Here is a 12,416-nt window from a genome sequence, read left to right as displayed (position 1 = left end):
ACAGGGAGCAGGGGGGCATGACTAATGAATGCCAAGGATGCATCGCGGCGACGCTCCGGGGATTCCCTTGCGAAAACGTACCAGGCGACCCCAATGTTCCCCTATTGCGCCTCCATGAATCCGCCATCCGCCGTGGTCCGTAAGCCTGAGACGGGGCTGGCCTGTATGGATTAGCGGACGCGAGACCCTAAAAAAACCGAACCGGCATGAGCAAACCTATTGCATTTCTCCATCGTTTGTGGACACTTGGCGGAGTAATGACTCAGCCAATGGCCGTCAACGTCTAGTGAAATAAGCTAGGCAAGGGATCAAAAGTCTTGGCCATGCTAAGGAAAATTCGGTATTCTGGGGGGCCGTCAGTCAGGAAACTGGCTTGACGACTGAAAATGCCCGATGAAAAGGCATCGACGTCCGCAGGAGCGGTCGGTGAGGGACATTCGGGGGCGTTTGGGGGAAGGGAGATAAGGTGGTGTCGCAGGCTTGTGTGCCTGCATCCTATCTCTTCTCTGGAGGCTTAGGGGCGAGTCCGGGGGTATGCCGGAGTCCGGCGGGCCCCCTTTGGGCGACGACGCCGAGCACCTCCCCTGACGACTGATGCAGTCGATTGACCAACTCGTGCGCGCTGTCGGCGCGCAGTCGAGGGGGGCGGAGCCTGATCGTTACGCGTCGTGCTGCCGCCATGGTTCGGCTATGGCCCGGGCTTGGGTGAGACGCAGGGCCGGCTTCACATTTTCACTATTGCAATGACACCTCGGGGCCGTTGTTCGTCTGGCGCGCCATTGCTCCGCCGGCCGGAGGGGTTGGCCCCTGTATCTGTTTCGTGCACCGTTCTGGAAGGAATCGGCCGATGAAGACGCGCCTCATGCTGGTTGAAGATCATGGCCTTGTCCGCGAAGGCCTGCGTGCGCTGCTCAATGCGCAGGATGACATGACGGTGGTCGGCGAGGCGGCCGACGGTCGGGAGGCAGTCCGCATGGTGAAGCGGGTCAAGCCCGACGTGGTCGTCATGGACACAAACCTGCCTCGGCTCAACGGCGTTGAGGCCACTCGGCAGATCACTGCCGACGCGTCGGTGAAGGTGCTTGCCCTCGCTGATGCGTCGACCAACCGCGCCGTTGGCGAGATGTTCCAGGCCGGGGCGTCAGGGCTGCTGCTGAAATCCGCCTCGTTTGACGAACTGCTCCAGGCGATCAAGCGCATCGCCAGCGGCGAAACCTATCTCGGCGGCGCTGTCGCCGAGATCGTCGTGCAGCATTACATCCGAGGCAACGGCCACAATCACGGCGAGGGAAATGGGCAGACCAACGGCCACACCGCGCTGACCCCCCGCGAACGCGAAGTCCTTCAACTGCTCGCCGAGGGCCACGCCCCCCGCGAAGTCGCCGGCCTGCTGGCGATCAGCATCAAAACCGTCGACACGCACCGTCACCAGATCATGAAAAAGTGCCGCTTCCGCGGACTCGCCGACCTGACCCGCTATGCTTTGCGCGAAGGCCTCACCACTTTGCACGTGGAGCCGCAGGCCTAACCAATGTCGATTGAGGATCAGGCAGCCAGGCATGACCGAAACGCAACCGATTACACCCCAGCAGACCGACACCCGCTGGTTCGTGCTGCATACCAAGAGCAGGCAGGAAAAAGCCGTCGCGGACTATCTCGCCAAACGCGAGGTCGAACACTTCCTGCCGCTGATGGAGCAGGTCCGCTACTACGGCAAGCGAAAAGCTCGCGTCGAGCTGCCCATGTTTCCCGGCTACGTGTTCCTGCACGGCACGGTCGAGCAGGCGTACGATATGGACCGCACCCGCCGACTGGCGCAGATCATCCCCGTCACCGATCAATCGCAGATCGACTGGGAGTTGAGCAACATCCGCCTCGCGATGGAGCGTGATCTGCCGGTGGAGTCGTACCCCTATCTGAAGCAGGGGGTGCGAGTGGAAGTTCGCTCCGGGCCGATGCGCGGCTTGCAGGGCATCGTCGCCGACCGCACGCGACGCGATCGGCTGATCCTCCAGGTCGACATGCTCGGGCAGGCAGTGAGCGTTGAAGTCGACGGATCGTTGCTGGATGTTTTGGACTGATTGTCAGGTTTGTAATGATGAGGCAGGCGGTGATGGTTTTCGCCTGCTGTACGCTTTGTAACGGGCAACGGCGGTGTGCTGGCGCGTGAAGATATGATAAGCAGTGACGGCTGTGCCGTTTGCGGTAGATAAGCTGATCGTGCTTCGCCCGCCGGTTGCACGGACTGGTGAATCCTGGGCAACAAATACACCGTTGCGATGTACGCAATCGGGCTAATCCATAGCATTGATGCCGACGATCAACGGCATCATGAACATCTACACCCGCCGCAGTGACGTAGTATGGCGTTTGATGGCAACTCTTGGCCTGGCGTGTGCAATGCTGCTCGTCAGCGTTGGCACGGCCACGGCAGAAGACAACGCGAACGCCGATGAAGTCTCCAGTTGGCAGTTCGACGGCCAGCTGAACGACGAACGCCGACAGGCCGGCTATCGCCTTCGACTGCAAGGCGAGCGTAACATCCACGCTCAGTTGAATGGTCTCGCGGCCGACGCCGAGTTGCAGATCGTCAACGAAACGGGCGAGGTCGTACATCGCGGTCAGGCCGATGGCATCAACGGCCGAACGCTGAATACCCGCCTGCCCGCAGGTGAATATCAGGTGCGCGTCGTCGGTGAGTCGGACACGTCGTTCAACCTGGCGTTGAGCACGTCGATTGCGCCGGCAGTGACGGGCCGGGACGACGCCGAGCCGGGCACGGCCGACGAGTCCGGCCAAGAGTCCGGCCAAGAGAACGCCGATTTGGATTATGAAGCCGCCGCGTTGCAAAACGTCGGTGACGAGGGGCCTGACCTGCTTGCATGGGCGCTTACCGAGCCCGAGACATTCCTTGCAGAGCACCCCTGGATCAGTGAGACAGACCTCCGGGCCCTCGGCGAGCGGGTGATTCGCGGCGAACTCGGCGACGCCGACCTTGACGCGTTCCACGAACTGATTGAGTCCGGCCGACAGGAAGCCAACGGCGATCAGAAAGCCGACGACGACTACAACGACAATAACAGCGAGGCGAACAACCCCGAGGACTCACGCGAGCAGCGCGAATCGGAGACATCGTCCACCGAGGCTGGCGAAACCTCACGTAGTGAAGCGTCAACCTCGACGGAAACCACCCGAGCGCCGCCTCGCCTCGTGGCTGCCAACAATCGTGGCAATGGCAACGTTGGTGGTGGTGGCGGAAGTGGCGGCGGTGAAGGGGGCGGCGGAAGTGGCGGGGGTGGCGGAAATGCCGGTGGCGGCGGCGGTGGTAATGCCGGTGGTGGTGGCAGCGGTGGGGGGAACGCCGGCGGCGGAAACGACGATTCGACCGCCCAAGAGCCTTCACAGCCTGAACCTCCGCAGAGCGAAGAGCCTTCACAGCCTGAACCTCCGCAGAACGAAGAGCCTTCACAGCCTGAACCTCCGCAGAGCGAAGAGCCTTCACAGCCTGAACCTCCGCAGAACGAAGAGCCTTCACAGCCTGAACCTCCGCAGAGCGAAGAGCCTTCACAGCCTGAACCTCCGCAGAACGAAGAGCCTTCACAGCCTGAGCCTCCGCAAAACGAAGAACCTTCGCAGCCTGAACCTCCGCAAAACGAAGAACCTTCGCAGCCTGAGCCTCCGCAGAGCGAAGAACCTTCGCAGCCTGAACCTCCGCAGAATGAAGAGCCTTCACAGCCTGAACCTCCGCAGAACGAAGAGCCTTCCCAGCCTGAACCTCCGCAGAACGAAGAGCCTTCGCAGTCTGAACCTCCGCAGAACGAAGAGCCTTCACAGCCTGAGCCTCCGCAAAACGAAGAACCTTCGCAGCCTGAACCTCCGCAGAGCGAAGAGCCTTCGCAGCCCGAACCTTCGGAGCCGAGTTCGTCGGCAGCGCCGGTTGCTTTGCCTGGAACGGGTTTCGATGGGACAACGGCCCAGCCGGGGCGCATTGGTAGCGGATACGGCGATGACGCCCAGGCTATGGCGCGATGGAACGTCGTGCCTTGGCAAACCTTCGACAGCATGTTCGAGATTGGCGTGATTGCATTTCACGTCAACGGCATCGACCGGGTGGAGTTCTCTGTCGATGGTGGGCAATGGGTGACGGTCGATGAGATGACTGTCAATCCGCGTACCGGTAGTCGGGAGTACTGGATCGAACTCGACGCCAGTACGCTTCAGGATGGCCCGGTGGAAGTGCGGGCGGTCGCCTATCCGGTACGTGGCAAGCCGCGCGTGCTCCAGGGCAACGACCCGGACCACGGCGCGCCGGACACGGGCGTGCGGAGTCTGCAATTGTTCGCCAACGCCGGCGGCAGCCTCGAGCGGAATGAGATTTTCGTTTCGCGAGAAGGAGACAACGCGAATCCGGGTACGCGTGCTGAGCCGATGAAGACGATCGGCCTGGCGATCCGACGCCTGCGTGATCAAGGCCGAGCCGACGGCGGTATCGTTACGATCCTCGACGCCGGTGAACACGCCGGTCCGTTTTACGCCACCGGACACGATCCGTTTGGCGCCGTCGGCACGGCGAACAGTCGATGGATCACCATCCGCGCCGATGAAGGTTTGAGCCGCGATGAGGTCGTTATCGTTTCGACGACATCGCCCGAGCGCGAGATGCTTCGCCCGCGCACCAGTCGCTTGAAGTGGCAAGGCGTGAGCTTCGACTTTGGTACGATCAAGAGCTATTACCTGGAAACTGGCAGTTGGGGCCAGCACGAAGTCTGGTTCGATGACGTTCGCTGGTTCGATCGGGACGGTGCGGTGATTCACCGTGACGACGGACGACCACAGCAGGGCTACCCGGTGCGACGTGAAGGCCGCAGCTACGCGACCAACTCACACGCTCACGACATGCTCTATGGCTTCACCGGCATGAGCCTGGCACGCGATGTGACCATGCGAAATATTGCGGGCGACTCGCTGGCCAATACCACGATGATCGTCAACGGGACGGTGGAAGAAAGCGATGGCGGCGCGCTCGTCTTCCACAGCGACGTGCTGCAATACTTCGGTCACTTTGAAAACCTGATCGTCTTCGGCGTCAACGCCACCGGCCTGGACGAGGTGCAGTCGATTTTCCTCGACCACTACCAAAGCTCGTTCACCAACTGTGCCTTCGTCGATCTGACCTTTGAAAACATCAACGACCAGAAAAATGGTGGACATCCGTTTACGCAGTTGAACAGCAAGCACGAGCACGTTCTGTTCAAACAAATTCGCCTGCCTTACCAGCGAATCATCTTCCGCACGGACTTCGGCGGCGACCGCCAATTCCGGGCTGTCGGCTCGGCGGGCGTGATGTTCCAGCTCTCGCAACTGCACTCCTCATCGTGGATTGACTACGTCGCCGGAAACAAGGCGCCGGAGAATGTCCACTTTGTATCCTGCTTCGTAAACATGAGTGACGGTAACGGCGACTGATTGACGACAGACCACCGACAGGGCGATACCATCGCATGCCCTGTCGGTGGTCTGGCTCAAGTCGGACGCCGCTGGCGTTTCGACAAAAGCACTGGCTCTACGACCATGAAATTATGTCTTTTTGGTGCAGCTACCGGCACAGGAAATCTCGGCGTATCCGCGCTGTGTCAGTCCGCACTGACCGCGCTGTTCCGCGAGCAACCTGAGGCGAGCGTGACCGTGTTCGACTATGGCCGATCGCGCCGCCGCGCTCGCATGCAGGTCGACGGTGAAAGTCGCCAATACCAGGTTCTCGGTGCCGTTTATTCGCGGCGTTACTACCTGCCGGAAAACCTGCGGCTGATGCAGGTCGCCGGTCGGCTTGGCCTGCCGTTCCCCGTCGGCGTGCGCGCGATTCGTGCGGCCGACGCCGTGCTTGATGTCAGCGGCGGCGACAGCTTTACCGATCTTTACGGCGATGAACGTTTCGCAGCCATCACGTTGCCCAAGCAACTGGCTCTGGACCTCGGCCGACCGCTGGTGCTGCTGCCGCAGACGTATGGCCCGTTTCGCGATCCGGCCCGCCGACAGTATGCCGCCGAACTGGTGCGCGGCGCTCACGTCGCCTGGGCACGCGACCAACGCAGCTTCGAACTAATGAAAGAACTGCTCGGCGATGACTTCGACCCCGACCGCCATCGTTGCGGGGTGGATATGGCCTTCGCTCTCGAGCCCAGCCGACCGGAGAACGTGCCCGAACGCATTGTTCGCTGGTTGACGGATCGCAAGCAACCCGTGGTGGGCGTGAACGTCAGCGGCCTGCTGGCGAATCCGGAAAAACCGGGGAAGCGTTACGGCCTGCGAGCTGACTATCGCGAAACCGTGTTTCAACTGGTTGATCGTCTGTTGCGGGAGACAGATACACGCGTCGTGCTTGTGCCCCACGTGGTCACGCCGCCGGGCCATTACGAGTCGGACCACTCGGCTTGCCAGGCGTTGGCGGATCGATTTCAAAAGCGAGCCGACGCCGCGGACCGGCTGGCGGTGCTCACGGGCATCGGCGAGGCCGACCAGGTCAAGTGGGTCATCGGCCAACTCGACTGGTTCTGCGGGACACGGATGCACTCGACGATTGCGGCGCTGTCGTCCGGCGTGCCGGCGGCGGCGCTGAGTTACAGCGACAAGACGTTGGGTGTATTTGAAAGTTGCAATCTGGGCTCGGCCGTAGTCGACCCGCGTCTGCACGACACGGCCGAAACAGTCGATCGCTTGTGGCAGGTCTGGTTGCAGCGTGAACAGGAGCAGACGCGACTGCGCGGATCGCTGCCCGGCGTGGTCACCCAAGCTCGCGATCAGATGCGGTGGACTTTGCAGAGTTGCCTGCCGGAACAGCTTGGCCATCGTATGATGGCCGGAGGCACGGCTTGATTGATCGCTCGGCAATCCTGCGCAGCGCGACTCTGCTCAGTAGTGGGCAGGTCATCGGACATGGCTGCTCATTCGTCCGCAACATCATCCTCGCTCGGCTACTGGGGCCCGAGCATATGGGGGTGGCCGCCACCTTCGCGATCAGCGTTGCGCTGTTCAGCATGATCACGGAACTGTCAGCCGGCAAGCTGCTGGTTCAGGCGCGCGACGGCGAGGCACCACGCTTCCAGGCCACGGTCCATCTGGTCAACCTGATCAAGGGCGTACTCAATGGGCTGCTGATTTTTCTCATGGCGTGGCCGTTGACTCGGCTGTTCGGTGTGCCCGAAGCGCTCTGGGCGTTTCAGTGCCTCGCGTTCGTGCCGCTGATTCAATCGTTGAAGCACTACGACGTGGTGCGGCTGCACCGGGGGATGCGATTCGGGCCTTCGGTGCGGCTGGGAATTGCGAGCCAGGTGATTGTGCTGGCGGTGGCGTGGCCGATGGCGGCCTGGCTGGGCGATTACTCGGCGGTGCTCTGGCTGGTGTTGCTGGAAGTCAGCCTGGCGACGGTGGGGTCGCATTTGCTGGCCGAGCGGCCTTACCGGTTGGCGTGCGACCGGGAGTACATCAAGCGGGTGCTGGGCTTCGGCTGGCCGTTGATGCTCAACGGGATGTTGATGTTCGGCACGTTTCAGGGGGACCGCGTCATTGTCGGTACGTTTTACGATATGGCGGACCTCGGCGTTTACTCCGTGGCGTTTGCGCTGACGCTCGTACCGACGCTGACGCTGGCTCGAATTAACGGTTCGCTGGTGTTACCCGCCATGTCGCGGGCGCAGGATGATCCGCGGCAGTTTTATCGCCGATATCGGCAGAGCGTGGCCGCGCTTGCGGTGATCGGCGGTACGCTCGCAGCGGGGTTTATCCTGTTCGGTGAGCAGGCGATGCTCTGGCTTTACGGGCCTGAGTACGCCGTGGCCGGGGCGTTCATTGGCTGGCTGGGTGCGATGCAGGCGGTGCGGGTATTGCGCGAAGCTCCCAGTCAGGCTGCGCTGGCTCGCGGCGAGACGATTAACGCGCTGCTGGCCAACATCGCCCGGTCGATTGGGCTGCTGTTGGCTCTGGGGGTCGCGTCGCAGCAGATGCCGCTGATGTGGCTGGCGGTCGCGGGTTTGATTGGTGAATTGCTCGCGTTCAACATGGCGATGTATCGCCTCTGGAAGCGTCATGCAATGCCGTTTTCGATGACGCTGGGCCCGGCGATGCCGGTGCTGGTGTTAACCCTCTCCGCCGCCGCGGTCGTTTGGTTCACGCCGACTGAGGTTCGGGGGTGGGCGACAGGGATTGCTGCTGCGGTGATGGTCCTGCTTGTATTGGCGTACGTGCTGGTCCGCTTCGGCTTTCTGCCACGCTCGCGACCTCCCATTGCCTCGGTGCAACTGAGTGAGAAACCGGAATAGACGTCAATAGCCACGACGCGCGAACGAGAGATCGCTGCACAACGCAAATGGAGCACGCTCGGCCGACCCGCACGCCCGGCCGATTACACGATGCGACTGAAAGTACTCAACATCGACGATGTCGCCGCGGCGCAGCTTTGCACAGGTTGTGGCGTGTGCAGTTACATCAGCCCTGACGAGATCGAGATGGTCGACGTGCTCGGGCACGGCCGCCGGCCGCGCGTGGCCGCCAACCCGCCGCGTGATGCTCGCTCCGATGAGGCCATGCAAGCATGTCCCGGCGTGGCGCTGGAGCACACGTTCGACGCGGCCGACCCGGAACTCGATGCTTCGCTTACCGCTGAGTGGGGCCCTGTGCTCGAAGTCTGGGAAGGCTATGCCGGCGACCAGGCCATCCGGCACGCCGGATCGAGCGGCGGCGCGGCGACCGCGCTGGCACTGTTCGGCATCGAGCAGGGCGAGATGAAAGGCGTGTTGCACACCGCTGCTCGCGATGATGTGCCCTACCTCAACAAAACTGTTTTCAGCACTCATCGCGACCAGTTGCTCGCCGCAACTGGATCTCGCTATGCACCGGCGAGCCCATGTGATGGTCTGTCGCACATTGAGCAGGCGGATGGGCCTTGCGTGTTCATTGGCAAGCCTTGCGACGTCGCCGCCACGCAGCAGACCGCCCGGCTGCGACCCGCGTTGGCCGAGCGACTTGGCCTGACGATCGGCTTTTTCTGCGCCGGCACGCCGTCGACGCAGGGGACGCTTGAGATGCTCAAGTCGATGGGTGTCGACCACCCCGAGCAGCTTGTGTCGTTGCGGTATCGCGGCAACGGTTGGCCCGGGCGCGCCACCGCCGAGTTCCGCACGCCCAACGGCGAACGTGAAACACGCCAACTCACCTACGGCCAATCGTGGGGTGGCATCCTGCAAAAGCATCGTCAATGGCGCTGTTACATCTGCCCGGACCATACGGGTGAGTTTGCCGACATCGCGGTGGGCGATCCGTGGTACCGCGGCGTGCCGGATGATGAACCTGGTCGATCGTTAATCGTTGTTCGCACGCGGCGTGGCCGAGCGTATTTACAGGCGGCGGCGAAGGCGGGCTACATTACGCTTGAAAGGCAAGATGCGCAGTTGCTGCCCGCCTCGCAGCCGAACCTGCTGCAGACGCGCGGCAATGTTTGGGGCCGAGTGCAGACCTTGCGATGGCTCGGCGTGCCGGCGCCACGATTCGTGCGGTTGCCGATGTTCGGTGCATGGTGGTCGGCGTTGACGTGGAAGCAGAAGGCACAGTCGTTTCTGGGGACGATGAAGCGTATTGTGCGTCGTGGCCTGCGGCGTCGTACGGCGATGATGCCGTTCACACCAACGGTTGCGGGGGCCGGCCAGCATGCCGCGGCGGAGCAAGCCGACGCGTCGTTGCTACCGATGGGCTCGGCTGACGCGGTCGAGCGGAAGGGGAATGCCTGAATGGGACGGAGTATTGTTGCACCAGTGGGACGTCGCACGCCTGTCGCTCCGTCGGCGACGTCAGCGCCTGCGAAGCCGAAGGGCAAGCGGGAGCGGTCATGGGTGTCGCCGATGCGTACCCCGTGGCCGGTGCTGCTGCTGTTTCTTGCGCTGCTGCTGCCGGCGGAGACGGGGTATCACATTGGTGACTTGTGGATCACGTGGTATCGGGTCCTGCTGCTGGGGATGTTCATCCCTTGCGCGGTAATGCTGGCCTCCGGCCGGGCGGGGAAGTGGACGCTGGCCGACGGTCTTGTCATCGTCTGGGTTAGTTGGGCGGCGATCACGTTCGCTTATCACCATGGGCCTGAGATCGCAGCGCAGTCGGGGGGGATTTACGTTGTCGAAGGGGTAGGGGCATACCTGATCGCACGATGTTTCATCCGCGACCTGGCGGCGTTTCGCGCGATGGTGGCGTTGCTCACTGCGGTGGTGATCGCGATGCTGGTGGTGACCGTGCCGGAGGCGGTGACAGGCAGGAACTTCATCCGCGAGGTGCTGGCAGGTTATACCCCGAGCATCGGGGAACGATGGGGTATGAAGCGGTCGTACGGCATGTTTCAGCACCCGATCCTGCTGGGCGTGTTCTGTTGCAGCGCCGTGGGGCTGAGCTACTTCGTGCTTACGCATGACGACAAGTTACGAACACCGCGCGTGGCACGCACGGTGCTCGTGACGTTGAGCACGTTTGCCAGTTTCTCCGCCGGACCGTTGAGCGCGGTGGTCGTTCAGTTCGGCATCATAGGCTGGGATCGATTCACCACGACATTGCGCAACCGGTGGTGGTACTTGCTGGCGTTGTTTGCCTTTTTCTATGTGGTCATCGACGTGCTGTCCAATCGCTCGCCGTTGTTGGTTTTCATTGACTACGCCTCTTTTACGCTGCACTCGGCGTACAACCGGGTGATTATCTGGGAGTGGGGAACCGCGTCCGTGATGAATCACCCGATGTTCGGCATCGGGTTCAACGAATGGGTACGGCCGAGTTGGATGCACAGCACGAGCATGGACAACTTCTGGTTGCTCGTCGCGGTGCGGCATGGTCTGCCAGCGATCATCGCGCTGCTCGGCGCGGTGGCCTACACGATTTGGCGGCTGACCCGGCTGGAAGGGATCGACCCGATGCACCACCGCGCCCGCCTGGGGTGGATCACGACCATGTTGGGCCTGTTTGTCGTCGGGCTGTCCGTTCACTTCTGGGACCATGTGTTCGTGCTTTTTGCTTTCCTGCTCGGCTCGATCATGTGGATGCTCTGCCAGCCGCTGGACACGTCAACAGAGACAAAGAACAAACGTCGTCGGCCCATGGTGAAGTCGGCCTGAACCGCGTATGAGCAAGCAGCTTCCAACCCTTGTGATTCGCCCGCTTGACCCGATTCGCTGCGGCGGGTATCTCCGCTACGGCGTGAGCGTCGAGGGCCTTCCGTCCGCAGACCCCAAGACGTTGTGGTGTGAGATCCCCGCTGCTTACGAGCGAAAACAACCGCAACGACTCGACCCGTTCGTCGTTGGCACGCTGTTTCTCGCCATGCGATACGCCGACAAACTGCATGTTCATGGCAGCGTTGCACCGTCGCTCCTGAAGAACCTCGGTTGGTTTCAGACGACCTGGACGCAGTGGTTTCCAAACGCGTACCACCGGGTCGACATCACTGCCGACGATGTTAGCGAGCCGACGCTTGGCGAACGGCAAGGTGCGGTGGCGGCCTTCTCCGGCGGGGTGGATTCCTGTTTTACGTTGTATCAGCACCATCATCGCCGCCATGAGCGCGACAACCATCCGCCGCAGGCGGCCTTGATGGTGCATGGCTTTGACATTCCGATTGAAGATCGCGATGTGTTCGATCGGGCGGTCGTCGGTTCAAGGCGGATTGTCGAAAGCCTGGGTCTGCCGCTCCTGACGGCGCACACCAACTTTCGCCAGATCGTGCCCGCATGGGAGCAGAGCCACGGCGCGGCGTTGGTGATGGCCCTGATGCTCTTTGATGAGCATTTTGACGTGGCGTTGCTGGCAAGCAGTTGGACGTTTAATGAGCAGGGGGTACGGCCGTGGGGCTCGAACGTGATGACCGACAAACTGTTGGGGTCGCAGTCGTTTGGGGTGATACACGACGGATCGCGGTACAACCGCTGGGACAAAATGGGCGCGCTCGTCCAATGGCAGGCGTTTCGCGACAACCTGCGTGTGTGCTGGGAAGGGGAGCAGAAGGACCGCAATTGCTGTCGGTGCGAGAAATGCGTCCGCAACATCCTTTTGTTGCGTGCTTTGGGCTGTCGAAACCTGAAGTGTTTTCCCCTCGAACTGAGCGACGACGCGTTGCGCCGCATGAATGGGCTCAGCAAGAAGGATGTTGAAACGTTGGAGATCGCGTGGCATCAGATTCGTGATGCCGGTGTGACCGAGTCATGGGTGGACACGCTTGCCGAGACGATTGCGAGAAACCGTCGGCAGAACCGTGGCATTAGGCGATACGGACGACTGGTTTACAAGGGGTGGCAACATTTTCGATCCCATGGTATTCAGCGGACCATCGGTCCGGTGTGGCATCGCCTGTCCAGGGTGGGCTGAAGCGGATTCGATTTGCAAGCGACGAGCGG

At 61.9% G+C, this 12,416-nt stretch carries 8 protein-coding genes; all 8 read left to right on the top strand.

Annotated features, from left to right (window positions below; all coding sequences use genetic code 11):
* Window positions 1-847 precede the first annotated feature (847 nt).
* Window positions 848-1,528, top strand: coding sequence for a response regulator (locus ACERK3_07880; protein MFA9478214.1), 681 nt, complete (start codon window positions 848-850; stop codon window positions 1,526-1,528).
* A gap of 31 nt (window positions 1,529-1,559) precedes the next feature.
* Window positions 1,560-2,081 (top strand): UpxY family transcription antiterminator, encoded by a 522-nt coding sequence (locus ACERK3_07875; GenBank protein ID MFA9478213.1) that lies wholly within the window; start codon window positions 1,560-1,562, stop codon window positions 2,079-2,081.
* 229 nt (window positions 2,082-2,310) lie between these two features.
* The gene (locus ACERK3_07870; protein MFA9478212.1) at window positions 2,311-5,466 is read left to right on the top strand and encodes a hypothetical protein; all 3,156 of its coding nucleotides are present in this window, start codon (window positions 2,311-2,313) and stop codon (window positions 5,464-5,466) included.
* Between the two features lie 105 nt (window positions 5,467-5,571).
* Complete coding sequence (locus ACERK3_07865) at window positions 5,572-6,873, top strand: polysaccharide pyruvyl transferase family protein (protein ID MFA9478211.1); 1,302 nt, start codon at window positions 5,572-5,574, stop codon at window positions 6,871-6,873.
* Window positions 6,870-8,315, top strand: a complete 1,446-nt coding sequence (locus tag ACERK3_07860) for an oligosaccharide flippase family protein (GenBank protein MFA9478210.1) — start codon at window positions 6,870-6,872, stop codon at window positions 8,313-8,315. Before ACERK3_07865 ends, ACERK3_07860 begins: the two co-directional genes overlap by 4 nt.
* A gap of 90 nt (window positions 8,316-8,405) precedes the next feature.
* A complete protein-coding gene (locus ACERK3_07855; GenBank protein ID MFA9478209.1) occupies window positions 8,406-9,779 on the top strand; it encodes a Coenzyme F420 hydrogenase/dehydrogenase, beta subunit C-terminal domain in 1,374 nt (457 codons plus the stop codon).
* Window positions 9,780-9,890: 111 nt separating this feature from the next.
* Window positions 9,891-11,141, top strand: coding sequence for an O-antigen ligase family protein (locus ACERK3_07850; protein ID MFA9478208.1), 1,251 nt, complete (start codon window positions 9,891-9,893; stop codon window positions 11,139-11,141).
* A 7-nt stretch (window positions 11,142-11,148) separates the two neighbouring features.
* Window positions 11,149-12,387 carry a hypothetical protein gene (locus tag ACERK3_07845; protein MFA9478207.1) on the top strand — a complete coding sequence of 413 codons (1,239 nt, stop codon included), beginning with the start codon at window positions 11,149-11,151 and terminating at the stop codon, window positions 12,385-12,387.
* The last annotated feature ends 29 nt before the right edge of the window (window positions 12,388-12,416 follow it).

The organism is Phycisphaerales bacterium AB-hyl4 (assembly GCA_041821185.1).
Classification (GTDB): Bacteria; Planctomycetota; Phycisphaerae; order Phycisphaerales; family Phycisphaeraceae; genus Natronomicrosphaera; species Natronomicrosphaera hydrolytica.
The sequence above is the reverse complement of the archived record's forward strand: the minus strand, read 5'-3'. Positions and strand labels throughout refer to the sequence as shown.

Bases quoted from the DNA above. Each gene is read 5' to 3' on its own strand.
- ACERK3_07880 (MFA9478214.1), top strand. From the start codon at position 848: ATGAAGACGCGCCTCATGCTGGTTGAAGATCATGGCCTTGTCCGCGAA.
- ACERK3_07875 (MFA9478213.1), top strand. From the start codon at position 1,560: ATGACCGAAACGCAACCGATTACACCCCAGCAGACCGACACCCGCTGG.
- ACERK3_07870 (MFA9478212.1), top strand. From the start codon at position 2,311: ATGCCGACGATCAACGGCATCATGAACATCTACACCCGCCGCAGTGAC.
- ACERK3_07865 (MFA9478211.1), top strand. From the start codon at position 5,572: ATGAAATTATGTCTTTTTGGTGCAGCTACCGGCACAGGAAATCTCGGC.
- ACERK3_07855 (MFA9478209.1), top strand. From the start codon at position 8,406: ATGCGACTGAAAGTACTCAACATCGACGATGTCGCCGCGGCGCAGCTT.
- ACERK3_07850 (MFA9478208.1), top strand. From the start codon at position 9,891: ATGCGTACCCCGTGGCCGGTGCTGCTGCTGTTTCTTGCGCTGCTGCTG.
- ACERK3_07845 (MFA9478207.1), top strand. From the start codon at position 11,149: ATGAGCAAGCAGCTTCCAACCCTTGTGATTCGCCCGCTTGACCCGATT.